This is a genomic window from Amycolatopsis thermalba (assembly GCF_003385215.1).
In the GTDB taxonomy this organism is placed as follows: domain Bacteria; phylum Actinomycetota; class Actinomycetes; order Mycobacteriales; family Pseudonocardiaceae; genus Amycolatopsis_E; species Amycolatopsis_E thermalba.
Genome location: NZ_PQHW01000107.1, coordinates 1 through 24025 on the forward strand (window position 1 = coordinate 1; position 24025 = coordinate 24025).

A 24025-nucleotide genomic window follows, 5' to 3' on the forward strand; every position below is an offset into this window, starting at 1 on the left:
GAGCGCCCCTTCTCCCCATCCACCCAGGCAAACTCTCCCACCCACCCAGGCAAACTCTCCCCGGCCCACCACGTGATCGCCGGGTAACACGCCCTGGACGGCTCAGCGAACGTCTGGGTTTGTGGGGGTGGGCCGGGGAGAGTTTGCCTGGGTGGGTGGGAGAGTTTGCCTGGGTGGATGTGGAGAAGGGGCGCTCGTGCGGGGGCAAGGGGGCAGGCGCGGCCGGGCGAGAGGGCCAGTCGTGCCCGTGCGAAAGCGCCACTCGCACCCGCGCGAGAGGGGCACCTCGCGCCCGCACGAGGTGGCCCTTTCGTGCGGCCGCGGCCGCACGAAAGGGCCACTCGCAGCCGCGCGAGAGGGCACCTTGCTCCTGCGCGAAAGGCCCACTCGCGGCCGTGGCCGCGCGAGAGGGCCACTCGCCCCCGCTCCCGCGCACGAGAGGACCACTCGCACTCACGCGAAAGGCCCACCCGCAGCCGCTCCACGCGAAAGGGCCAGTCGCACCCGCACGAAAGGGCCAGCCGCGCCCACACCAAAGGGCCAGCCGCGCCACACGAAAGGCCCACTCGCACCCGCGCGAAAGCGCCACTCACTGCCGCACGAGAGGGCACCTCGCGCCCGCTCGACAGGACCACTCGCGGCCGCGGCCGCGCGAGAGGACCAGTCGCGGCCGTACGAAAGGCCCACCCGCTGCCGCACGAGAGGGCCAGCCGCTCCCGCTCCCGCTCCCGCACGAGAGGACCACTCGCACCCACGTGAAGGGTCCACTCCCGGCTGCTCCGCACGAAAGGGCCAGTCGTGCCCTCTCGAAAGGGCCAGTCGCGCCCGTGCGAGTGGGCCAGTCGCGGCCGCTCCGCACGAGAGGGCCACTCGCGCCCACACGAAAAGGCCACGCACGCTCACGCGAGAGGCCCCCTCGCGCTCACGCGAGGGGGCCACTCGCACCCGCTCCCGCATGAGTGGGCCTGTCGCAGGCGCACGAAAAGGCCACCCGCACCCACTCCCGCTCCCGCGCGAGTGGGCCAGCCGCTGCCGCACGAGAGGGCCACCCGCACCCGCTCCCGCACGAGTGAGCCTGTCGCGGGCGCACGAAAAGGCCACCCGCACCCACTCCCGCACGAGTGAGCCTGTCGCGGGCGCACGAAAAGGCCACCCGCACCCACTCCCGCACGAGTGAGCCAGCCGCAGGCGCGCGAAAAGGCCACCCGCACCCACTCCCGCACGAGTGAGCCAGCCGCAGGCGCGCGAAAAGGCCACCCGCACCCGCTCCCGCACGAGTGGGCCAGCCGCGGGCGCGCGAAAGGACCAGTCGCCCCCCGCGAGAAGGCCGGCATCCGAGCCCGCCAGCGGCAAGCCGTGCCCGCTGAGCGCCAAACCGGAGCCTCAGCGGAAAGCCGGGTACAGCGGCAGCTCCAGCCCCGGCCCGAAGCGGGCGTCCAGCGCCTTCGCGACCTCGCGGGCGTGTTCGGCGACCTCGTCCCGGCCGCCGCGCTCGGCGTGGGTTCCCAGGTCCTTCCACCAGCTCACCAGCGCCGCGACGCGGCCCGGCGAGATCTCTGCGGCCGCGCCGCCCAGGTCGGCCCACGTGGTCACCCACAGGAGCAACATCTGGTGGTCCAGCAGGAGCGCCGACAGCACGTCGTTGTCCGCGAGGGCCGGCCAGACGCCGGACACCTCCGCCTTCCACGCCGCGATCATCGCCTCGCTCATGCCGCTCGGCAGCGCCCAGGCGTCGTCGCAGGTGGCGAAGGGGACGCGCAGGTTCGCGGCGTCCACCAGGGCGTTGCGGACCAGCCCGCGCTCGAAATCCAGGAAGTGCACGCCGCCGCTGGTCACCAGGTTGTTGTCCGGGCTCAGGTCCACCGGGCTGAACGCGCGGTACGGCGACGACGCCGAACCCTCGCACACGTACTCGGCGTACGCACGCACGTCGTCCGGCGTTCCGACCCCGACCGCCTCCTCGAGCAGTGTCGGCAGGCGCGCGCACGCCACCGCCGGGGTGGTGTCCTCGTCCGGCACGAACCCGCCCAGCCGCCGCAGCAGCGCCTCGAAATCGGCCTCCCGGCCGGCCGTCGTCGCGTGCAGCCGGCCCAGCGACCGCGCCCAGGACAGCAACGCCCGCTCGGCCAGCCGCGCGTCCTGCCCGCGCAGCCTGTCCCACAGGGTGGGCGCGCGGCCGAGGTCGTCGATCACGATCACGCGCAGCGGCCCGTCGTGGGCGAGCAGCTCCGGGCACATCCGGTCCTCGGCGGGCAGCGCGGTGAACAGCTGGTAGCTCACCGCCTCCTGGGCGAACGGGTCGGCGGCCCCGCGCGGCGGCGCGTCCGGGTAGTGCTTGATCACGAGCGTGCGGGGCAGCCCGAACGGGGACGCGGCGATGCGGGCGCGCACCACCGTCGCCGGCCCGCTGCCGGGCAGCGCCTCCGGCTCGACCAGCCCGATCGGGCTGCCGAAGCGCCGCGTGAGCACCGTCTCCGCCGCCTGCACGGCCGCGTCCACGGCCTGCGTCCCGCTCACCGGAACAGGCGCCACAGCCGGGTCCTGGCCGTCCTCGGTGCCCGGGGAAGTGTCCACCGTCATCGCCTTCGACCCTACTAGCGGGCGAACGTCGCTCACCACAACGATTTTTCCACTTCCGGCAACGGCCGCACGGCGACGCGGTCCCGGTTTCGGCGTCGCAGCAGCAAAACCACGGCCGCCGCCGCAACGATCCCGACCAGGTTCACCGCCAGCTGACCGAACGAGTAGGCCGCCTTGACCCACTCACCCACGACCGCCGCCACCACCGCGTACCCGGCGGCGGGAACGGTGGTGACGGAGATGAACACACCCACCAGCGCGGCCGACTTCGCCGACGTCATCGACAGCATCCCGGCCGCCCCGGCGAGCAGCGCGACGATCAGCGAGTACCAGCCGACGTCGTAGACGAAATCCACCTCGTGGGCTTCGCGGAAGCTGCTCACGTCGAGCAGCCCGACGGCCCAGGTCAGCACCGTGACCCCGGCGGTCACCAGCATCGCGAGCGGGAACCCGAGCCCCAGCGCCAGCAGCGCGCGGCGGACGAGGTCCCCGCGGCGCAGCACCAGCCCGACCGCGATCGCCGCGAGCGGCCCGAACTCCGGCCCCACCACCATCGCGCCGACGATCGTGACCGGTGAATCGGTCACGATCCCGACCGAGGCCAGCAGGCACGCGATGGTCAGGAACGTCAGGAACGTGGCGTTGAGCCGCGACTCCTCGCCGGTGCGGTTCAGCAGCTCCTGCCAGACGACCGCGTCCGCACCCTCACCCGGCGCGCTTTCCTCCGCGCGGTCGGCCGAATCGGACAACGCGGTGTCGAGCGCTTCGAGCGTGATCGCGCCACTGTGGTCCAGACCCAGCTCGCACAGCGCCTCGACCACGTCGTCGGCCGCCTCGCGCGCCACGTCGGCCTCGATGAGGTCACCGGCCGGGGACACGGCGGCACCGGTGTGCACGATCAGGTGCGCCGTGCCCGGCTGGTCCCGCAGCACCGCCAGCGCGCGCTCGGTGTCCTCCGGCGGGCTGACGACCCGCAGGTGCAGCACCGCGGTCAGCCCTTGGGCGCCGGCGGCTTCGCGTCGACGCCGGCCTCGCGACGCTGCTGCGCGGTGATCGGCGCCGGGGCCCCGGTCAGCGGGTCGTAGCCGCCGCCGGTCTTCGGGAACGCGATGACGTCCCGCAGCGACTCGGCCTTGGCCAGCAGCATCACGATGCGGTCCCAGCCGAACGCGATGCCGCCGTGCGGCGGGGCGCCGAAGGAGAACGCGTCGAGCAGGAAGCCGAACTTCTCCTGCGCCTCGGCCTCGGACAGGCCCATCACCTCGAAGACGCGCTTCTGCACGTCCGCGCGGTGGATACGGATCGAGCCGCCGCCGATCTCGTTGCCGTTGCAGACCAGGTCGTAGGCGTAGGCCAGGGCGTTGCCCGGGTCGGACTCGAACTTGTCGATCCACTCCGGGGTCGGCGAGGTGAAGGCGTGGTGCACCGCGGTCCACTTGCCCGAGCCGACGGCGACGTCGTCGGTCTCGTCGGCGGGCTCGAACAGCGGGGCGTCCACCACCCACACGAAGGACCACTCGTCCTCGTCGATCAGGCCGAGCCGGTGCCCGATCTCCACGCGGGCCGCGCCGAGCAGGGCACGGGCTTCGCGCGGCTTGTTGGCGGCGAAGAAGACGCAGTCGCCGGGCTTGGCGCCGACGGCCTCGGCCAGGCCCTCGCGCTCGGATTCGGAGATGTTCTTGGCGACCGGGCCGGACAGCGTGCCGTCCTCGCCGATGAGCACGTAGGCCAGGCCCTTCGCGCCGCGCTGCTTGGCCCACTCCTGCCACGCGTCGAGCTGACGGCGCGGCTGGTCGCCGCCGCCGGGCATGACGACCGCACCGACGTAGGGCGCCTGGAAGACGCGGAACGGCGTGTCGGCGAAGTACTCGGTCAGGTCGGTCAGCTCGAGCCCGAAGCGCAGGTCCGGCTTGTCGGTGCCGTACTTGGCCATGGCGTCGGCGTAGGTCATGCGGGTGATCGGGCGCGGGATGTCGTGGCCGATCAGCTTCCACAGCGCCGACACGACCGCCTCGCCCACGGCGATCACGTCGTCCTGGTCGACGAAGCTCATCTCGATGTCGAGCTGGGTGAACTCCGGCTGCCGGTCGGCGCGGAAGTCCTCGTCCCGGTAGCAGCGGGCGATCTGGTAGTAGCGCTCCAGGCCGCCGACCATGAGCAGCTGCTTGAACAGCTGCGGCGACTGCGGCAGCGCGTACCAGGAGCCCGGGCGCAGGCGGGCCGGCACCAGGAAGTCGCGGGCGCCCTCCGGGGTGGAGCGGGTCATCGTGGGCGTCTCGACCTCGACGAAGCCCTGGCCGTGCAGCACCTCACGGGCGGCGCGGCTGACCTCGCTGCGCAGGCGGATGGCGCGGGCCGGGCCGCTGCGGCGCAGGTCGAGGTAGCGGTACTTGAGCCGCACCTCCTCGCCGACGTCGACGCGGTCGTCGATCGGGAACGGCAGCACCGCGGCCTCGGACAGCACCTCCAGCTCGGTGGCGAGCACCTCGATCGCGCCGGTGGGGATCTCCGGGTTCTCGTTGCCCGCGGGCCGCCGCGCGACCTCGCCGGTGACCTTGACGCAGAACTCGGAGCGCAGCTGGTGGGCACGCTCGGCCATCTCGCCCTCGCGGAACACCACCTGGGCGACCCCGCTCGCGTCCCGCAGATCGATGAAGATCACCCCGCCGTGATCGCGCCGCCGGGCGACCCACCCGGTGAGCGTGACGATCTGGCCGGCGTGCTCGGCACGCAGGGTGCCGGCGTCGTGGGTGCGAAGCACTGCGGTTGTTCTCCTTGCGAGGCGTTCAGCTCGTGGCGTCAGCAGGGTTTTTCCTGCCCGTATGAGGCTAACGAACGCCCCGGTGGGCGAGTCCACCAGGTTTCTTACCGGGGCTGCGCGGCCCCGGGCGCGGTGGAGGGGCTGCCGCGGCTGTTCCCCCGCGGCGCTCCGGTTCGCGGGCGCCGGGTGAACCGCTCGCGGGCGTTCAGGTTCGCGGGGCGGCCGCGCGAAGGTCGCGCGGCGGGCGCTCCGGTTCCTGGGCGGCGGGTGAACCCTCGCGGGCGCTCACCTTCGCGGGGCGGCCGCGCGAAGGTCGCGGCGGGCGCTCCGGTTCCCGGGGCCGCGCGGCGGGGCCGGTTACAGCAGGCTCAGCTGCTCCCCTTGCGCCGGGCGCTCCGGGTCGCGCGGGGACGGCATCCGGTGCGGCTCCTCGCGGCGGTTGAGGCCGTGGCGCCGCAGCAGGGGCGCGACCCGCGCGGACAGCGCCCTCCGATAGGCGGGCATCGCGTAGCTGCCGCGGCCGTAGATCTCCCGGTAGCGCTCCACCAGGTCCGGCCGGTGCGCGCCGAGCCAGCGGGCGAACCACTCCCGCGCGCCGGGCCGCAGGTGCAGCGCCAGCACGGTGGCCCGGGCGGCCCCGGCGGCGGCGATCTCGGCGAACAGCGGGTCCAGCGCCTCCTCGGTGTCGGTGAGACCGGGCAGCACCGGGGCGACCATGACGTGGCAGGGCAGGCCGGCGTCGGCGATGCGGCGGACCAGGTCCAGCCGGGCGCGCGGGCTCGGCGTGCCGGGTTCGAGGCTGCGCTGCAGGTCGCGGTCGAGCAGCGCGATCGACACCGCCATGCCCACATCCACCTCCCGCGACACCGAAGTGAGCAGCGGCAGGTCCCGCGTCAGCACGGTGCCCTTGGTGAGGATCGAGAACGGGGTGCCGGAGCCGGCGAGCGCGCCGATGATGCCGGGCATCAGCCGGTAGCGGCCCTCGGCCCGCTGGTAGGGGTCGGTGTTGGTGCCCATGGCGACGTGCTCGCGCCGCCAGCTCGGCCGCCGCAGCTGGGCGGCCAGCACCTCGGGCGCGTTCACCTTCACCACGACCTGGGTGTCGAAATCGCGGCCGGCGTCGAAGTCGAGGTAGGTGTGCGTGTTCCGGGCGAAGCAGTTGTGGCTGACCACCCCGGCGGCGACGAAGTCACCGGTGCCGGTGGTGATGTCGAACAGGGTCTCCGCCCGCCCGAGCGGCTCGATCGCGACGACGTCCAGGGCGGCGTCCGGCTCGGCCACCGCACCCGCGGCACCCATCAGCGTGTCGCCGGGCACCAGGTGCGGCCGGTCGTCGCCGGTGACGTGCCGCCAGCCCTTCGCCGTGAGGAACCGGTGGTCACCGCTGGCGACGAGGGTCGTCCCGCCGCGCAGGGTCAGCCGGTGGGCCGGCTTCACGGTGGTCCAGTGCGCCAGCACCGTGGTGCGCACCAGGTGACGGACGCCGCCGCGCACTTCGGTGCCCTGGATCTCGTCGCCCACGCGCAGCTCGGCGAGCGGTTTGGTGCGCCCGTCGGCCAGGAGGATCGGGGTGTCCCCGGCCAGGCAGTAGGTGCACGCGTGGCTGCAGCCCCGGTACGGGTTGACGGTCCAGGAGAACGGGACCATCGACTCGCCCGGCACCTTGTTCAGCACCGAGCGGGCGTGGACCTCGTGGAACGTGACGCCCTGGAACTCCGGCGACGTCACGGTCCGGACCAGGCCGTCCAGGCCCAGCAGGGCCGGCTGCGCGTCGCGGCCGGCGCGTTGGTTCTCCCACCTCACCCACTCAGTCGAACACGCGTTCGAAGAGCTGTCAACACCAGGAGACCAGGAGGTCGGCCAGCTCACGGGGACGGCTGAGCGCGGCCAGGTGCCCGCCCGGGATCTCGTCCAGCTCCAGGCCCAGCCGCTCCCGCACCACCCGGCGCTGGAACTCCAGCGGGAAGAACCGGTCGTCGCGGCCCTGGACGAACCGGGTCGGCACGTCCGGCCACTTCTCCAGTGGCCAGGGGGTGGTGAACGGTGTGCCGGACTGCCGCGGCTCGCCCTGCCGGATCGCTTCGGCCCGCACGTCGGGCGGCAGGTCGTGCAGGAAGTCCCGCTCGACGTCCATCTCCTCCGGATGGGCCTGGTCGTAGCCGGTGCCGGCCCACCACTGGCCGCCCGTCTCGCCCGGCGCCGGGACCATCGCGTTGAGCAGCACCAGGAGCGAGACCGGCACGCGCTCGCAGACGAGCGGGGCGGTGAAGCCGCCCATCGACTGGGCCACCAGGACGACGTTGCGCCGGTCGCCGATCGCCCGCACGACCACGTCGGTGTATTCCGGCAGTCCGGCGGAGTCGTCCTCGGCGGGCAGGCCGAACGCGATCGCCTCGTGGCCGCGCCGGGTCAGTTCCGGCACGAGCCGGTGCCAGTACCACGCCTGGCCGCCGGCGCCGGGAACGAGCACGAAGGTGGTCATGTCACTGCCCTCGCCGTGCGAAGTCCGCGGCGGACCGGCCACCGGGGAACCGGTCCTGGAAGTCGAAGGTGCCGACCCACTCCGGCCGGACGGCGATGCGGGCCATCCGCACGCCGGGCCGGTCCGCTTCCGCGGCGGCGGCGTCGCCCTGCTCGGGCCCGTAGTAGCGGCGTTGCGCGGCGACGTATTCGGGCACCACGCCGTCCACCTCGGTCACCACGGCGTTGCCGCGCACGAGCAGCACCTCCGGCGGCGGGCCGGCTCTGTCGACCGTGATCGCGACCGCGGGGCGGGCCCGGAGCGCGGCGAGCTTGGCGGTGCCGGCGAACGTCGCCATCACCACCTCGTCGCCGGTCCAGTGGAACAGCATCGGCAGCACGCGGGGCGTGCCGTCCGGTGCGACGTAGGCGAGGCGGGCCAGCTCGGCCGAGGCGAGCATCCGCTGGGCCAGGTCGGTGTCGAGCAGCCGGAGGTCTCCCTGGGGGAGCGTGGTTTTCGTCATGCTCCTAATTTAGGAGTGACTGGTGTCATAGCGCAAGGGGAAGCTACTCTTTTCTCGTGCGGAGTTATGACGACCCGTGCGGGGTGGCCCGGGCCCTGGACGTGGTGGGTGAGCGGTGGGCGCTGCTCGTGGTGCGCGAGCTGCTGCTGGGGCCGAAGCGGTTCCGGGACCTGAGCCGGTCGCTGCCGGGGATGAGTCAGAACGTGCTGTCGCAGCGGCTGCGGGACCTGGAGAGCGCGGGTGTGGTGCGGCGGCGACGGCTGGGGCCGCCGGCGAGCACCAGCGTGTACGAGCTGACCGAGCACGGCGCGGAGCTGGAGCCGGTGGTGCTGGCGCTGGCCCGGTGGGGCAGCCGCCGGCCGGTGCCGCCGTCCGGAGAGCTGAGCGTGGACGCGCTGGTCCTGGCACTGCGGACGACCTTTTCGGCGGACCGGGCAGGCGATCTGTCGACCCGGGTCGCGCTACGGCTGGGCGACGACGCGTTCCTGGCCAGGGTCGATTCCGGCGAGTTCTCGATCGAGCGCGGCTCCGGCGAGGCCGATGCGGTGCTGGAGACCGACGCGCGCACGTTGCGGTCGCTGGTGTTTCTCGGCACCCGCCTGGACGATGCCGCGGTGACCGGCGACCGGGCGGTGGTCGAGCGGTTCCTCGGCTGCTTCCCCCGCCCCAGCACCTGACGATCACCGACAGCGCGGGTCAGCGCGCGCGGACACGCAACCACCGGAGACCGACGCGCGCACGTTGCGGTCGCTGGTGTTTCTCGGCACCCGCCTGGACGATGCCGCGGTGACCGGCGACCGGGCGGCGGTCGAGCGGTTCCTCGGCTGCTTCCCCCGCCCCAGCACCTGACGATCACCGGCGGCGCGGGTCAGCGCGCGCGGTCGAGTAGCTCGTGCACTCCACCGCAACCTTCGACGCCCGGAGGTGGACGTGGAACATCCCGGCCTGCGGCGGGTCCGGATACGCAAACGCCACACCGCCCCAATCGATCGGCGACCGGGCGGTGGCCGAGCGGTTCCTCGGCTGCTTCCCCCGCCCCAGCACCTGACGATCACCGACAGCGCGGGTCAGCGCGCGCGGACACGCAACCACCGGAGACCGACGCGCGCACGTTGCGGTCGCTGGTGTTTCTCGGCACCCGCCTGGACGATGCCGCGGTGACCGGCGACCGGGCGGCGGTCGAGCGGTTCCTCGGCTGCTTCCCACGCCCCAGCACCTGACGACCAGCGCGGTTCAGCGCGCGCGATCGAGCAACTCGTGCAGCAGGGAGACCACCTCCTCCGGCGGGAAGTCCATCGCGTTCTCGCCCACGCTCACCTCGAACGAGCAGCGCCGCGGGTCCGGCGACGAGCGCACCCTCAGGAACAGCTGCACGCCCTTCTCGTCGATCAGCTCCTCGGCCGCGCGCTCCACCGCGGCCTTCGGGGCGGGCAGGTGGACGTGGAACATCCCGGCCTGCGGCGGGTCCGGATACGCGTACGCCACGCCATCCCGCTTGATCGCCGTCACCAGGGCCCGGGCGTGGGCGTGGAACTCCGGCATCCGGGGCAGCAACGACTCCAGCCCCTCCAGGGCCGCGACCGCCAGCGGCCACGCGTCCGGGATCGCGCCGCCCAGGCGCCTGCGCCACACCGCGGCCTCCCCCACCAGCGCCTCGTCCCCGGCCAGCACGGCACCCCGCACCCCTTGGAGTCCTTTGTAGAGCGACACGTACACCGAGTCGAACAGGCCGGCGATCTTGGGGAACTCCGTGCCGTAGAACGGCTGCGCCTCCCACAGCCGCGCACCGTCCACATGCGCCGCCGCTCCGCGCGACCGCGCGTACCCGACCTGCGCGGCCAGCTCGTCCCACGCCGGCAGCACCCCGCCCAGATCCCGCTGCGGCAGCTCCCACACCACCGCGGCCAGCGGCTCCCCCACCGCCTCCAGATCCGCCAGCCGCATCAGCTCGTTGCGGTCCCCCACCGGCCGGAACCGCAGCCCGTGCACCGCCGCGTAACCCTGCTCCTCCCAGTTGTCCAGGTGCGTGTACGGGTGCGCGGCGAACGTCCGCCTGCCGGACCGCTCCGCGTGCACCCGCAACGCGACCTGCTGCGCCATCGTCCCGCTGGGGAAGAACAGCGCCGCCGGTTTGCCGAGCAGCGACGCGATCCGCTCCTCCAGGGACGCCACCGGCTCGGCGGGCGAGGCGTCTTCCCCCACGCGCGCCAGCCATCGTTCGAGCATCGCCCTGGGCCGCCGCCACACGGGGCCATGCGACGCGAGCGTGCGCTTGATCTTCGTCTCGTCCACGAGCGCGATCATCGCAGGCACCACCGACAGTTTCCCGCCTTCCACTCAGTGAAAGACCCACTGGTGCGTCCCGGGCAGCTCAGGAGGATGGCGGAAAACCTCGCGCATCAGGAGTGACAGTGAGCTTTCTCGACGACGAGAAGTGGACCGGACGCGTCTTCACCGGCAGCTGGGAGCGCGCGGCGGGCGGCGACGCGGCGGTCGTGGAGCCCGCGACCGGGGACGAGCTGGGACGCGTCGGCATCGCCTCGCCGCAGGATCTCGCGGCCTCCGCGGCGAAGGCGGCGCAGGCCCAGCGCGCGTGGGCGGCGACCTCCTTCCAGGAACGCGCCGCGGTCCTGCGCCGCGCCGGCGACCTGTGGCAGCAGCACGCCGCCGAGCTGAAGGACTGGCTGATCCGCGAGTCCGGCAGCATCCCCGGCAAGGCCGATTTCGAGCTGCACGTCGCCGCTCAGGAGTGCTACGAGGGGGCCGCGCTGCCGAGCCACCCGACCGGCGAGGTCCTGCCCAGCGAGGCGCCGCGGCTGAGCATGGCCCGCCGCGTCCCGGCCGGTGTCGTCGGCGTGATCGCCCCGTTCAACGCGCCGCTGATCCTGTCGATCCGCTCGGTCGCGCCGGCGCTGGCGCTGGGCAACAGCGTCGTGCTCAAGCCGGACCCGCGCACCGCGGTCTGCGGTGGCGTGGCGCTGGCCCGGGTCTTCGAGGAGGCCGGGCTGCCGGCCGGGGTGCTGCACGTGCTGCCCGGCCGGCCGGACGTGGGCGCCGCGCTGGTCGAGGACGAGCACGTCCGCGTCATCTCGTTCACCGGGTCGACCGCCGCGGGCCGCGCGGTCGGCGAGTCCGCCGGCCGCCACCTCAAGCGCGCGCACCTGGAGCTGGGCGGCAACTCGGCGCTGATCGTGCTCGACGACGCCGACCTGGAGCAGGCGATGAGCGCCGCCGCGTGGGGCTCGTTCTTCCACCAGGGCCAGATCTGCATGACCACCGGGCGGCACCTGGTGCACGCCTCGCTCTACGACGAGTACGTGGAGCGCCTCGCGGACAAGGCGAACCACCTGCCGGTGGGCAACCCGTTCACCGATCAGGTCGCGCTCGGCCCGATCATCGACGAGCGGCAGCGCGACAAGATCCACGGCCTGGTGACGTCCAGTGTGGACGCCGGGGCGAAGATCGCCGCGGGCGGCACGTACGAGAACCTCTTCTACCGCGCCACCGTGCTCGCCGGGGCGGGCCCGTCGGTGCCGGCCTACGACCAGGAGGTGTTCGGCCCGGTCGCGCCGGTCGCCAAGTTCGCCACCCTGGACGAGGCGGCGAAGCTCGCGTCGGAGAGCGAGTACGGGCTGTCGCTGGGCATCATCACCTCCGACGTGGCGAAGGGTCTGGCGCTGGCCGACCGGATCCCGACCGGCATCGCGCACATCAACGACCAGACGGTCAACGACGAGGCGCTGGCCCCGTTCGGCGGCGTGTTCGACTCCGGCACCGGCTCGCGCTTCGGCGGGCCGGCGGCGAACATCGAGGCGTTCACCGAGACCCGCTGGGTCACGATGCGCGGCGACGTCGCCGGCTACCCCTTCTGACCGGGCGGGCGGGGGCGCGCCGGGCGCCCCCGCTCAGCCGACGATCCCGTCCACGAAGCACCAGCGCCAGTTCTCGCCGGGCTCGTAGCTGCGGATCACCGGGTGCCGGGTGTCGTGGAAGTGCTGGGTGGCGTGCTTGCGCGGCGAGGAGTCGCAGCAGCCCACGTGCCCGCACTCCAGGCACAGCCGCAGGTGCACCCACGACGAGCCCTCGCGCAGGCAGTCGACGCAGCCCTGCGCGTCGGTCTCCGGCGCGCCGGCCTGCTCCAGGTGGTCGCAGGTGCCCGCGGTGGCCGCGGGGGTGTCCAGTTCACGTTCCATGCCCGGCTCCTCCTCGGGTCGCTCCAGCAGCGACTCCTCGATGTCCAGCCCCTCCATCACGCGCCGGAGCACCTCGTCGTCGGCGGTGCCCCGGTCCCGCGCGGTGAGCAGGACGTCCCGCTCGGCCGCCAGCATCTCGGCACGCAGCCGACGGTACGCGTCGCTGGGGGTCTCCTCCACCGCGCTGAGCCGGCCGAGGTTCTCCCACGCCGAGTCCGACCGGTAGGACTGCTTGTCCCGCAACCGGTCGATGACCTCCGGCGGGTCGGCCGGGCGGCGGATCTCCTCCAGCCGCGCCAGGCCCGCGGACGTCATGTCGTGCAGCAGCGCGGCCTCCTGCAACGCGTCCTCCGCCGGGTTGGGCGGTGGCAGGCTCAGGCGGCGCACCAGGCCGGGCAGGGTCATGCCGTGCAGCAGCAGCGTTCCGGCGACCACGACGAACGCGGCCAGCACCAGCACCGCCCGCTGCGGGGTGTCGTCGGGGAGCACGAACGCGGCCGCGAGGGTGACCACACCGCGCATGCCCGCCCACGAGATCACCGCGAAGTAGGACCACGGGGTCCGTTCACCCGGCCGCGCGCGGGCCACCAGCCCGTAGCCGAACACCCACACGATCCGGGCCAGGATCGTCGCCGCGAGCACCCCGGCGCAGATCAGCGCCAGCGACCAGGCCGGCAGCCGGGAGTCGCCGACCTCCTCGACGATGCGCCGCACCTGCAGCCCGATCAGCAGGAAGACCACGTTCTCCAGCAGGAACTGGACGGTGCGCCAGTTCAGCCTGCTGGCCAGCCGCGACGGCCCGGACAGCAGCTTGGGCGTCTGGTGCCCGACGATCAGCCCGGCCACCACGACCGCGACGACGCCGGAGCCGTGGATCGCCTCGGCGGGCAGGTAGGCCAGGAACGGGATCACCAGCGACCACGCGGTGTCCATCACCGGGTCGGTGAGGCGGCGGCGCAGCGTGCTCGCGCCCCACCCGATCAGCGCGCCGACCGCGCCTCCCCCGCCGGCGGCGAGCAGGAAATCGCCGCCGACCTCCCAGATGCTGACCGCCCCGGCGATCGCGGCGATGGCGGTGCGCAGGGACACCAGCGCGGCCGCGTCGTTGAGCAGGCTCTCGCCCTCCAGGATCCGCACGATCCGCCGCGGCATGCCGACCCGGCGCGCCACGGCGGTGGCGGCCACCGCGTCCGGCGGCGCGACGACCGCGCCGAGCGCGAACCCGGCGGCCAGCGGGATGCCCGGCACGATGAGCCACACCACCCAGCCGACCACCAGCGTGGTGAACACGACGAGCCCGACCGACAGCGCCGCGATCGGCACGCGGTTGGCCCGGAAGTCGTACAGCGGGGTGCGGATCGCGGTCGCGTAGAGCAGCGGGGGCAGCAGCCCGATCAGGACGACCTCGGGGTCGAGGTGGTAGTCCGGCACGCCCGGGACGAACGAGGCGAGGACGCCGATCGCCACCAGGCACAGCGGCGGGGACCAGTTGAGGCGCTGCGCGATACCGGTGACGAGGAGCACGACGGCCACCAGCGCGGCCAGTTCGACGGCGACGATCATCGGGATCGGGCCGGCAGCGTCTCACCGGCCAGCGGCGCGGCGATCTCGTAGAGGCGGGTGGTGGCGCGCCAGAAGTGGCTGCGGCCGACGACCCGGCGGCGGGCGTACCCGCGGCTTTCCAGGGTGTAGACGATCGAGGCGCAGGTGGCGAGCGGGATCTCGGTCGCCCGCGCCAGCGCGGTGAGGGTGAGGCCCTCACCGGCCTCGACGAGGGTCTCCAGCACGGTCAGCGTGCGGTCGACCGAGGGGGATGCCGGTCTGTCCGACGCCATGCGCGGTGCCTCTCGGGGTGATCTTCTCGGATCTCGATGATAGTCACCCCCGTCCGGACGCGTGAAGATGCGCCCAGGCGCGGCGTTCCGCGGCGAGGAACTCGGCGAACGTCCACGGGCGCCGTCCCGTGACGTGCTCGACGGTGTGGCTGGTGACCGCCACCTCGCCCGTCGCGATCGCCGCGTAGGAGCCGACCCAGCCGTCGATCTCCCAGTCCTGCGCGCCCGCCCGCGACGCGCGTGCCTCCTCCAGGGTCTCGGCGTGGTAGGTGATCTCCCGCCCGGTGGCCTTGCTCAGCAACGCCGCGGTCTCGTGCAGGTCGATCGCCTCCGGGCCGGTCACGTCGTAGACCTGGCCGGCGTGCCCGTCGTCGAGCAGGCATTCCACCGCCAGCCGCGCCACGTCCTGCCGCGCCACCCACGCCAGCCGCCCGTCACCGGCCGGGCCGCGCAGCACCCCGTCGGCGCCGACGAAGTGCGGCGCGACGTCCGCGTAGAGCGTGTTGCGCAGGGCCGTCAGCCGCAGCCCGGACTCCCGGATCAGCCGCTCGGTCTCGGCGTGCTCGCGGGCGAAGGTGAACGTCGCCAGCGGGGCCGCGCCGAGGAACGAGGTGTAGACCACCCGGTCGACCCCGGCCTCGGCGGCGGCGCGGACCGCGTTGCGGTGCAGGTCCATCCGCTCGGGACCTTCGTGGCCGGACACCAGGAACAGCGTCGACACGCCGGCCAGCGCGTCGCGGAACCCGGTGGCGTCCGCGTAGTCCGCCGCGACGACCTCGGCGCCCGCGATCCGGGGCGCCCGCGCGGGGTTCCGCACGCACAGCCGCTGCGCGACACCCCGTTCGGCGAGCAGCGCGGCGACCCGCGAACCCAGCTGCCCGGTGGCCCCGGTGACCGCGATCCTGCCCATGGTCCTCCCTCTACGTGCCGGTACCCGGCAGGATACGTTCGGCGACCGGCCGCGCCAGTGCGCGGTTCACCGCCGCCGGCACCTGGGCCGGGTCGGTGAGGACGGCCGCCACGTGGGCGTCCGGCCGGATCACCCAGATCTCGCCGGGCCGTGCGGCCAGCGCTTCGGCGAGCACCCCGGTCACGTCGATCTCGGACAGGCGCAGCAGCCGCACCGGGGCCGCGGTGTCCACGGACGGTTCCAGGTCCACCCCGTCGACGGTCAGCAGCAGGACGCCGTCGCGGGCCAGCTCGCGGAACCGGCCGCAGGCGGACCCGGTCACCGACACCGGCACGTCCGGCACCAGGATCCCCGGCCCGGCCGGCGGCACCTCCCCGCGCGGCGGGCGGCCGGCGAACGGCCGCGACTCCGCCGGGGTGGTCAGCGGCGACTCCACGTACCAGAACGGCTCGGCCAGGCGCCCGGAGTCCACCTGTGCCCGCATCGCCGGGTCGGTGGCCGCGGCCTCCAGGACCTCGCACCGCCGCCGGTGCTGCTCGGCGGTCTGCGGCACCAGGAAGTCCATCGTGGCCGTGGTGACCGCGATGTTCTCCAGCGCCGCCGCGTGCCGTTCGTCGTGATAGGACTCCAGCAGCTCCTTGCCCGCCCAGCCGTGCAGCACGAAGGCGAGCTTCCACGCGGCGTTCTCGGCGTCGCCGACCCCGGAGTTGAGGCCGCGCGCGCCGAACGGCGACACCAGGTGCGCGCAGTCCCCGGCGAGCAGGACGCGGCCCACGCGCATCCGGTCCGCCACTCGCGAATGGAAGCGGTACACCGACTTCCACACGATCTCGTAGGGCTGATCGCCGATGATCGCGCGGATCCGCTCGTCGAGCGCGCCACTGGCTTCCTCGGCGGCCAGGTCGTAGTCGCCGGGGACCTGCCAGTCGATGCGGAACGTCGAGCCGGGGCACGGGTGGATCAGCACCTGGCGGCCCGGGTTCCACTCCGGGTCGAAGTAGAACCGCCGCTCCTGCGCCCAGCCGGGCAGGTCGGCCCGGATGTCGCAGATGAGGAACCGGTCGTCGAAGGAGTGCCCGCCGAAGCCGACGCCGAGCATCCGGCGGATGTCCTCGCCCCGGGCCCCGGCACACGCCACGGCGTAGTCGGCGCGCAGGTCCGCGTGCCCCTCGACGGCGAGCGTGACCCCGTCGCCGTCCTGGGCGATGCCGGTGACCCGGTGGCCCCAGCGCACGTCGATCAGGGGCTCGGCGGCGATCCGCTCGTCCAGGATCTCCTCGGTGCGGGCCTGGGAGACGTTGACGAACGGCGGGAACGCCGAGCGGCCCGGATCGGCCATCGAATAGGCGAACAGCTCACGGTCCCGGTGGAAGGTGCGGGCGGTGGTCCAGGTGACGCCCTCGGCGGCGATCCGCCGCCCGGCGCCCACGGCCTCCCACACGTCGAGCACGTCGCGCTGCTGGCAGATCGCCTTGGAGCCGACCAGGTCGCGCTCGGCGCGCCCGGCGAGCAGCAGCACCGGCACGCCCCACCGGGCCAGCAGCAGCGCGGTCGTCTGGCCGACCGGGCCGTTGCCGATCACCGCGACCCTGCGGTCTGTCGTCGTGGTCATCGTTCAGCCCTGCAGCTGGTCCCAGACCTCGCGGTCCCGCTGCGCGGTCCAGATGACCGGGCGTTCGATGCCGGACAGCTCGTCCCACAGGCGGGAGACGTCGAAGGGCAGGCAGTGCTCGAAGATCGGCCAGTGCCCGTACCGCGGGGCCAGCGCGGCGTGGGTGCGCTCGAAGGCCTCCTTGAGGGTGCCGCCGGCCCGCTGCACCGCGCCGACCTCGCGGATCATCACGTCCAGGAAGCCGCGGGTCTGCTCGATCGCCGCGTCGACGGCGTCCCGGCCGCGGCTGACCGCGCCGCGGCCGCCGATCAGCGCCTCCGCGCCGAACGCCTTGACCCGGTCCAGCGTCGCCGAGGCCCAGTCGCGGTGGAACGCGTCGCCGGTGTAGAGCGCGGCCTCGGCCTCGACGAGGTCGCCGGCGAACAGGATCTTCTGGCGGGGCAGCCAGGCCACGATGTCGCCCTCGGTGTGCCCGCGGCCGCAGTACTGCAGCACCAGGTCGCCGCGGTCGCCGCCGAGGTCGATGGTGAGCCGGTCGGAGAAGGTCAGGGTGGGCCAGGTCAGGCCGGGCACGGAGTCGGCGCCCTTGGCCAGCCGCGGCATGCGGCCGAACTCGCTCTCCCAGTCCTCCTTGCCGCGCTCGGCGACCAGGGCGCGGGTGTTCTCGTGCGCCACGATGACCTCGGCGTCGAACGCGGACGCGCCGAGCACGCGCACGGCGTGGTAGTGGGACAGCACGAGGTACCGGACCGGCTTGTCGGTGTGCTCCCGCAGCTTCGCCAGCCACTCCCCGGCCGCGACCGGCGTGGCCAGTGCCTCGAAGCAGACGAGGAAGTCCTCGCCCTCGATGGCGCCGACGTTCGGGTCGCCTTCCGCGGTGAGCGCGTAGACGCCGTCGTCGAGCACCTCCAGGGTCTGCTCCTTCTCCGTCAGGTCGCCGGACGAGGCGAACGACTTCTGAGCCACCCTGCACCTCCTTTGATCAAACCTTTGACTATTCGACGGCAGTCAGGGTAACCCGGGTCACCCCGCAAGGGAAGACTACTTCCGAAACGCGACGTTGTTCGGATGAGCGGCGCGCGGGGGCCTAGCCTGGGGCGCATGACCGCAGAACCGGCTGCCCCCGACGAGCTGGACTACCTGACGTTCGTGGACTACGCGATCGCGAAGACGACCGCCGAACTGCCCGCGGTCGACGCCACCGCGATGCGCCTCGGACTGACGCTGCACCGCCTGACCAGCGCACTCGTCTACGACTGGGAGTCCACGGTGCACCGGCCGCGCGGGTGGAGCTGGGGCGGCTTCCGGGTGCTGTTCGTCCTGTGGCTGGCCGGCCCGATGGAGGCCAAGCGGGTGGCGCAGCTGTCCGGGATGAGCCGGGCGGCGGTGTCGGCCCTGGTCAACACGCTGGAGCGGGACGGGCTGGTGTCGCGCAAGCAGGCCGAGCACGACCGGCGCGCGGTGCTGCTCAACCTCACCGACGCCGGCCACGAGGCGATCACCAGCGCGTACGAAGCCCACAACGCCCGCGAGCAGGCGTGGGCCAACGCGCTGACCAAGCCCGAGCAGACCATCCTGATCGGGTTGCTGGAAAAGCTCACGACCAGTTCCGCGGCACTCGACGCGAAGCGCCGCTTCTAGGAACCGGCCCCTTGATCGGCGTGGCGCAGGTCACTACACTGCCACGCCGCAATCGTCAAAACTTTGACTGCTTCAGGCGGCCGGGAGGACCGCTTCGATCGCCTCGACGACCTCCGGGGCCTCCGGGTCGGTCCGCGGCCGGAACCGGGCCACCACCTTGCCGTCCGGGTCGACGAGGAACTTCTCGAAGTTCCACTGCACGTCCCCGCTCTCGCCGTCGGCGTCCGGCGTCTCCACCAGCTCGGCGTACACCGGGTGCCGACCGGCGCCGTTGACCTCGATCTTTTCGAACATCGGGAACGTGACGCCGTAGGTCGCCGAGCAGAAGGTGGCGATCTCCTCGGCGCTGCCCGGCTCCTGGCCGGCGAACTGGTTGCACGGGAAGCCCACGACGGAGAAACCCCGGTCGCCGTAGCGTTCCTGCAGCCGCTCCAGCGCCGCGTACTGCGGCGTCAGGCCGCACTGGGAGGCGACGTTCACGACGAGCAGGGCTTTGCGCCCCAGTCCGCCGAGGGTCGCGGGTTCGCCGGCGAGCGTGCGCAGCTCGATGTCTGCCAGGGCCATGGAGATCCTCCGCGATGATCGGTAGCTACCACCCCTGGCAACGCCGGCCCGGCCGCGCCGTTCCCCATCCGACGCCGACCGTGACCAGCGTTACACCCGATCAGCCCAGTCGTTGCGCCGGAACCGGCGTGATTCCCTCCGCCGGTTTCAGCCCGAGCGCGTCCAGCAGCAGCGCGCAGTCCTCGGCGTCAGCCGCCGCGGACGCGACCGCGCGCACCGCGCGCCGGCGCTGCGCCGCGATCATCTCGGTGTCCTCGGCCGACGTGACCGGGACGTTGAAGTCGGCGACCTCCCGCAAGTGGTCTCGCATGTCCATCCCCTGTCTGCACGTGATCCGTGTAGGGCGGCGGCACCCGGGGTAGCCGGGGGACCGGAGAAAGGAGCGGTTGATGAACTACTCCCCGGACCCGGTGCGTGCCGAGGGCCCGGCCGCCGTAACCGAAGGTACCCCGGACGGGCCGACCGTGCTGGTGCTCGATCCGACCGGCCTGGCCAAGCACGAGGGCCTGCCGGCGACCTGGCGGGACAAGACCGACCGGTGGCGGATCGTGTGGTGCCGGCTGCCCTCCGACGGCGGGCTGACCCAGGCCGACGACCTGCTGTCCGACCCGCCCGGTGAAGCGGTGCACGTGGTGGCGAGCGCGCCGTTCGCCGACGGGGCCCTGCGCCTGGCGGAGAAGCACGCCCGCGCGCTGCGCTCGGTGCTGCTGGTCGACCCGGCCGCGGACCAGTTCGTGCCGCCGGGCGACGGCGAGATCGCCGACCGGCACTGGGTGGACGACCACCGGGAGCGGATCGACGCGCTCGCGCAGTCCGGCGTGCACGTGCGGGTGGTGGCGCACAGCACCGGCGGCGCCGACGACCGGATCCCCGCGCCGCTGCCGCTGGGCCACCCCGACGTGGTCGCGGGTGTCGAGCAGGCGATCGCCGAACTCGAAAAGACCCACTGACACGAGGAGGGATGGGCGTGACCGAGCCCGACGAGGAGTCCGTCCGCGAGGCGCTGGAGCGGGAGTCGCCGCTGCCGCCCGACCCCGAGGCCCCCGTGGCCGACGCGCTGGCCCAGCGGCAGAACGTGAACGCCCCGCGGCAGACCGGCCCGGAGCCGGGCCTGCCGCCCGAGGCGGACGCCGGCGACGTGGCCGAGCAGCAGCAGGAAGTGGAGTTCGAGACCGACGAGGAGGCGCTGCGTGGCTGACCCCGCCCGGATCGTGATCCTCGGCGGTGGTTACGTCGGCGCCACGACCGCCCGGCAGCTGCGCAAGCGGCTCACCGCCGAGGAGGCCCAGCTGACCGTGGTCGACCCGCGGTCGTACATGACCTACCAGCCGTTCCTGGCCGAGGCCGCGGCCGGTTCCGTCGAGCCGCGGCACGTGGTCGTGCCGCTGCGCGAGGTGCTGCCGGGCTGCACGGTGATGGCCGCGGAGGCGACCGGCGTCGACACGACGTCGAAGTCGGTCACGCTGCGCGTCGCCGACGGGCACGTCGAGCGGCTCGGCTACGACATCCTCGTGGTCGCGCCCGGCTCGGTGTCCAAGACGCTGCCGATTCCCGGGCTCGCCGAGCACGGCATCGGGTTCAAGACCCTGGAGGAGGCCGTCTACCTGCGCAACCACGTGCTGTCCCGGCTCGACATCGCGTCCAGCACGAGGGACCGGGAGCTGCGGCGCAAGCTGCTGACGTTCGTGTTCGTCGGCGGCGGCTACGCGGGCATCGAGGCGATGGCCGAACTGGAGGACATGACCCGGCACGCGCTGCCCGCCTACGGCCTGGACCGGTCGGAGCTGCGGTGGGTGCTGGTGGAGGCGGCCGACCGGATCATGCCGGAGGTCAGCTCGTCGCTGGCGAGCTACACGCTGGAGGTGCTGACCAAGCGCGGCTTCGAGGCGCACCTGGGCACGACGCTCAAGTCGTGCGAGGACTGCCACGTCGTACTGGGCGACGACACCGAGTTCGACGCCGGCACGATCGTGTGGACCGCGGGCGTCAAGCCGAGCCCGATGCTCGCCGACACCGACCTGCCGCTGAACCCGCGCGGCCGGGTCTGCTGCGCCACGACGCTGGAGGTGGACGGCACGCCGGGCGTGTTCTCGGCCGGGGACGCCGCCGCGGTGCCGGACGTGACCAGCAAGGAGCCGGGCGCGGTGTGCGCGCCGTCGGCGCAGCACGCCTCGCGGCAGGCGGTGGTGCTGGCGAAGAACATCGTCGCCACGCTGCGCGGCGGGCCGCTGGAGGGCTACCGGCACTCCTACGCCGGATCGGTCGCGAGCCTGGGCCTGTACCAGGGCGTCGCGCAGATCTACGGCGTGAAGCTGCGTGGCTGGCCGGCGTGGGCGCTGCACCGCGCCTACCACCTGATGACGATGCCGACCGCGCACCGCAAGACGCGGATCGCCGCGGACTGGCTGATCTCACTGCCGTTCGGGCGCCAGGTGGTGGCGACCGGCGAGCAGCACCACCCGCGGGAGCAGTTCGTGCGGGCCAGCCGGAGGTAGCGGTGGGGTTCCCGGTCGCCCGCAAGCTGATCGACAGCCACCTGGTGTCCGGTGAGCCGGTGCCGGGTCGCGAGATCGGGCTGCGGGTCGACCAGACCCTCACCCAGGACGCCACCGGCACGCTGGTGATGCAGGAGCTGGAGGCGCTGGGGCTGGGCCGGGCGCGCACCGAGGTGAGCGTCCAGTACGTCGACCACAACCTGCTGCAGGCGGACGAGAAGAACGCCGAGGACCACGCGTTCCTGCGCTCGGCGTGCCGCCGGTTCGGGCTGTGGTATTCCAAGCCGGGCAACGGGGTTTCGCACCCGACGCACATGGCGCGGTTCGGGGTGCCGGGGCGCACGATGGTCGGGTCCGACTCGCACACGTGCGCCGCCGGGTCGCTCGGCATGCTCGCGATCGGGGTCGGCGGGCTGGAGGTCGCGATGGCGATCGCCGGGGAGCCGCTGTACCTGCGGATGCCGGAGATCTGGGGGGTGCGGCTGACCGGGTCGATGCCGGAGTGGGTGTCGGCCAAGGACGTGATCCTGGAGATGCTGCGCCGGCACGGCGTCACGGGCGGGCTGAACCGGATCGTGGAGTACCACGGGCCGGGGCTGGCGTCGTTGTCGGCGATGGACCGGCACGTGATCGCGAACATGGGCGCCGAACTCGGGGCCACGACGACGGTGTTCCCCGCCGACGAGGCGGTGCGTGATTTCTTGCGGGCACAGGACCGGGCTTCGGATTTCGAGGAGCTCGTCGCCGATCCGGACGCGGTGTACGACCTGTCCGACGAGATCGATCTGTCTGCTTTGGAGCCGCTGATCGCGTGCCCGTCGTCGCCGGACGACGTGGTGCCGGTGCGGGAGGTGGCCGGCACCGAGGTGCGGCAGGTGGTGATCGGCTCGTCGGCCAACCCCGGGCTGCGGGACTTCGCCGTGGCGGCGGCGATGGTGCGGGGGCGGCAGACCCATGATGCGGTGAGCTTCGACGTGAACCCGTCGTCGCGGGAGATCCTCGCGGATCTGACGAAGATGGGCGCGACGCTGGACCTGGTGTCCGCGGGCGCGCGGCTGCACCAGGCGGGGTGCCTGGGGTGCATCGGGATGGGGCAGGCGCCTGCGGCCGGGCAGAACTCGCTGCGCACGTTCCCGCGGAACTTCCCCGGCCGGTCCGGGACGCGGGAGGACCGGGTGTGGCTGTGCTCGCCGGAGACCGCGACGGCGGCCGCGCTGACCGGGGTGATCACCGATCCGCGGGAGCTGGCGATGGCCTGTCCGGTGGTCGAGCTCCCGGAGCGCGCGACCGTGAACACGGCGATGCTGGTGCCGCCGCTGCCGCCGGAGCGGGCCGTGCGGGAGGAGCTGGTCAAGGGACCGAACATTTCGGCGCTGCCGGATTTCCCGCCCCTGCCGGACGACGTCGAGGGCGCCGTGTTGCTGAAGGTGGGCGACAACATCTCGACGGACGAGATCTCCCCCGCCGGTGCCGCGGCCCTGCCGTTCCGCTCGAACATCCCGAAGCTGGCCGGCTTCACGTTCACCCGCGTCGACGAGACCTACCCGTCGCGGGCCCGCGAGACGGAGGGCGGGCATTTCGTCGTCGGCGGGGAGAACTACGGGCAGGGGTCGTCGCGGGAGCACGCCGCCATCACGCCGCGGCATCTCGGTGTGGTGGCGGTGATCGCCAAGTCGTTCGCGCGGATCCACTGGCAGAACCTCGCCAACTTCGGCATCCTGGCGCTGGAGTTCACCGACCCGGCCGACTACGACCGCGTCGAGCAGGGGCACGTCCTCGCGCTGCGGGCGTTGCGTTCGCAACTGCCCGAGGGCGAGGAGATCACGGCCACGGACACCACCACGGGCACGGACATCCCGCTCCGGCACCGCCTCTCGCGACGCCAGGTGGAAGCGGTCCTGGCAGGCGGCCGGATCCCACTGCTGGCCCGGCGGTGAACCGGACCACGCGCAACCATCGGCTCATGCCCGTCCGAGGCTGATCTTCAGTTGTCCTCATCCAAGCGGGTACCTCCGTTGTGGATCGGGCGGTCAGCGGAGCCAGGATCGCGGCGTCGGGGCGAGGCGGAGGCGGTCGGGGGGCCGTGATGATCGTTCGGTCAGCGCGGGTGGGAGCGGGAGCCGCTCGTGGCCGGGCGGCAACCGGGTCAGCCAGGCGAAAACCTGTTCGCCCTCCCGGATCGGCAGGCGTGGGTAGTCGTTGCGGCGCAAGGAAGTCCGGAAGGACGCGAGCGGTGGTGTGCCCGCTTCCGCGAGTGCGGGCGTGATCTCCTGCCGGAAGACGTCCGGAAACTCCGCCGGATCGTCCGGGTAGGCCACGACGATCTCGAACAGCCCGGATGCCGCCGCCACGGGCGCCGCACCTCCGACACCGGAACCCGCCACCACGCCAGGCGGCCCCGCACCTCCCCCACCAGAACCCACCACCACGCCACGCGGCCCCGCATCTCC

At 73.1% G+C, this 24025-nt stretch carries 22 protein-coding genes; 7 read left to right on the top strand and 15 right to left on the bottom strand.

Going from position 1 to position 24025, the window contains the following annotated elements; all coding sequences use genetic code 11:
* Positions 1–1383 precede the first annotated feature (1383 nt).
* The 6 genes from D0D15_RS29615 to D0D15_RS29640 form a co-directional block, all read right to left on the bottom strand.
* Positions 1384–2580, bottom strand: a complete 1197-nt coding sequence (locus tag D0D15_RS29615) for a phosphotransferase (RefSeq protein WP_094008018.1) — start codon at positions 2578–2580, stop codon at positions 1384–1386.
* A 32-nt stretch (positions 2581–2612) separates the two neighbouring features.
* Positions 2613–3566 carry a DUF389 domain-containing protein gene (locus D0D15_RS29620; RefSeq protein ID WP_094008017.1) on the bottom strand — a complete coding sequence of 318 codons (954 nt, stop codon included), beginning with the start codon at positions 3564–3566 and terminating at the stop codon, positions 2613–2615.
* Between the two features lie 5 nt (positions 3567–3571).
* Positions 3572–5341 carry an aspartate--tRNA ligase gene (aspS, locus tag D0D15_RS29625; protein WP_094008016.1) on the bottom strand — a complete coding sequence of 590 codons (1770 nt, stop codon included), beginning with the start codon at positions 5339–5341 and terminating at the stop codon, positions 3572–3574.
* Positions 5342–5698: 357 nt separating this feature from the next.
* Complete coding sequence (locus tag D0D15_RS29630) at positions 5699–7144, bottom strand: Rv2578c family radical SAM protein (protein WP_094008015.1); 1446 nt, start codon at positions 7142–7144, stop codon at positions 5699–5701.
* A 31-nt stretch (positions 7145–7175) separates the two neighbouring features.
* Entirely contained in the window at positions 7176–7823 is a 648-nt protein-coding gene (locus D0D15_RS29635; RefSeq protein WP_115944924.1) for an alpha/beta fold hydrolase, read from the bottom strand.
* A gap of 1 nt (position 7824) precedes the next feature.
* Positions 7825–8325, bottom strand: coding sequence for a pyridoxamine 5'-phosphate oxidase family protein (locus D0D15_RS29640; protein WP_094008014.1), 501 nt, complete (start codon positions 8323–8325; stop codon positions 7825–7827).
* Between the two features lie 83 nt (positions 8326–8408).
* On the opposite strand from D0D15_RS29640, the gene D0D15_RS29645 reads away from it, so the two are divergent.
* On the top strand, positions 8409–9002 hold the full coding sequence (locus D0D15_RS29645; protein ID WP_115944921.1) for a winged helix-turn-helix transcriptional regulator: 594 nt from the start codon (positions 8409–8411) through the stop codon (positions 9000–9002).
* A gap of 556 nt (positions 9003–9558) precedes the next feature.
* Here the strand turns inward: D0D15_RS29645 and D0D15_RS29655 are convergent.
* Positions 9559–10629 (bottom strand): threonine aldolase family protein, encoded by a 1071-nt coding sequence (locus tag D0D15_RS29655; RefSeq protein WP_094008007.1) that lies wholly within the window; start codon positions 10627–10629, stop codon positions 9559–9561.
* 107 nt (positions 10630–10736) lie between these two features.
* On the opposite strand from D0D15_RS29655, the gene D0D15_RS29660 reads away from it, so the two are divergent.
* The gene (locus D0D15_RS29660; protein ID WP_094008006.1) at positions 10737–12197 is read left to right on the top strand and encodes a benzaldehyde dehydrogenase; all 1461 of its coding nucleotides are present in this window, start codon (positions 10737–10739) and stop codon (positions 12195–12197) included.
* A 33-nt stretch (positions 12198–12230) separates the two neighbouring features.
* On the opposite strand, the gene D0D15_RS29665 is transcribed toward D0D15_RS29660, so the two are convergent.
* The 5 genes from D0D15_RS29665 to D0D15_RS29685 are packed head-to-tail and all read right to left on the bottom strand — an operon-like array spanning position 12231 to position 17841.
* Positions 12231–14081, bottom strand: a complete 1851-nt coding sequence (locus D0D15_RS29665; protein WP_094008005.1) for a Na+/H+ antiporter — start codon at positions 14079–14081, stop codon at positions 12231–12233.
* Positions 14078–14353, bottom strand: coding sequence for a helix-turn-helix domain-containing protein (locus D0D15_RS29670; protein ID WP_094008004.1), 276 nt, complete (start codon positions 14351–14353; stop codon positions 14078–14080). Before D0D15_RS29670 ends, D0D15_RS29665 begins: the two co-directional genes overlap by 4 nt.
* Positions 14354–14396: 43 nt before the next feature.
* A complete protein-coding gene (locus D0D15_RS29675; RefSeq protein WP_094008003.1) occupies positions 14397–15263 on the bottom strand; it encodes an SDR family oxidoreductase in 867 nt (288 codons plus the stop codon).
* 10 nt (positions 15264–15273) lie between these two features.
* Positions 15274–16875 carry an FAD-dependent monooxygenase gene (locus tag D0D15_RS29680; protein ID WP_115944922.1) on the bottom strand — a complete coding sequence of 534 codons (1602 nt, stop codon included), beginning with the start codon at positions 16873–16875 and terminating at the stop codon, positions 15274–15276.
* Positions 16876–16878: 3 nt separating this feature from the next.
* Entirely contained in the window at positions 16879–17841 is a 963-nt protein-coding gene (locus D0D15_RS29685) for an MBL fold metallo-hydrolase (protein WP_094008001.1), read from the bottom strand.
* A 135-nt stretch (positions 17842–17976) separates the two neighbouring features.
* Between D0D15_RS29685 and D0D15_RS29690 the strand changes: the two genes are divergently transcribed.
* Complete coding sequence (locus D0D15_RS29690) at positions 17977–18516, top strand: MarR family winged helix-turn-helix transcriptional regulator (RefSeq protein WP_094008000.1); 540 nt, start codon at positions 17977–17979, stop codon at positions 18514–18516.
* A gap of 72 nt (positions 18517–18588) precedes the next feature.
* Here D0D15_RS29690 and D0D15_RS29695 read toward each other — a convergent pair whose 3' ends face one another.
* Positions 18589–19080: a glutathione peroxidase gene (locus D0D15_RS29695; protein ID WP_094007999.1), complete on the bottom strand. Its 492-nt coding sequence runs from the start codon at positions 19078–19080 to the stop codon at positions 18589–18591.
* Positions 19081–19180: 100 nt separating this feature from the next.
* Entirely contained in the window at positions 19181–19396 is a 216-nt protein-coding gene (locus tag D0D15_RS29700) for a hypothetical protein (protein WP_094007998.1), read from the bottom strand.
* Between the two features lie 73 nt (positions 19397–19469).
* Between D0D15_RS29700 and D0D15_RS29705 the strand changes: the two genes are divergently transcribed.
* The 4 genes from D0D15_RS29705 to D0D15_RS29720 are packed head-to-tail and all read left to right on the top strand — an operon-like array spanning position 19470 to position 23512.
* The gene (locus D0D15_RS29705) at positions 19470–20030 is read left to right on the top strand and encodes a hypothetical protein (protein ID WP_094007997.1); all 561 of its coding nucleotides are present in this window, start codon (positions 19470–19472) and stop codon (positions 20028–20030) included.
* 11 nt (positions 20031–20041) lie between these two features.
* The gene (locus D0D15_RS29710; protein WP_240325306.1) at positions 20042–20278 is read left to right on the top strand and encodes a hypothetical protein; all 237 of its coding nucleotides are present in this window, start codon (positions 20042–20044) and stop codon (positions 20276–20278) included.
* On the top strand, positions 20271–21575 hold the full coding sequence (locus D0D15_RS29715) for an NAD(P)/FAD-dependent oxidoreductase (RefSeq protein ID WP_094007996.1): 1305 nt from the start codon (positions 20271–20273) through the stop codon (positions 21573–21575). The genes D0D15_RS29710 and D0D15_RS29715 overlap by 8 nt, the downstream gene beginning before the upstream one ends.
* Before the next feature lie 2 nt (positions 21576–21577).
* Complete coding sequence (locus D0D15_RS29720; protein ID WP_094007995.1) at positions 21578–23512, top strand: aconitate hydratase; 1935 nt, start codon at positions 21578–21580, stop codon at positions 23510–23512.
* Positions 23513–23605: 93 nt separating this feature from the next.
* On the opposite strand, the gene D0D15_RS29725 is transcribed toward D0D15_RS29720, so the two are convergent.
* Positions 23606–23926: a hypothetical protein gene (locus tag D0D15_RS29725; protein ID WP_115944923.1), complete on the bottom strand. Its 321-nt coding sequence runs from the start codon at positions 23924–23926 to the stop codon at positions 23606–23608.
* Positions 23927–24025 lie beyond the last annotated feature (99 nt).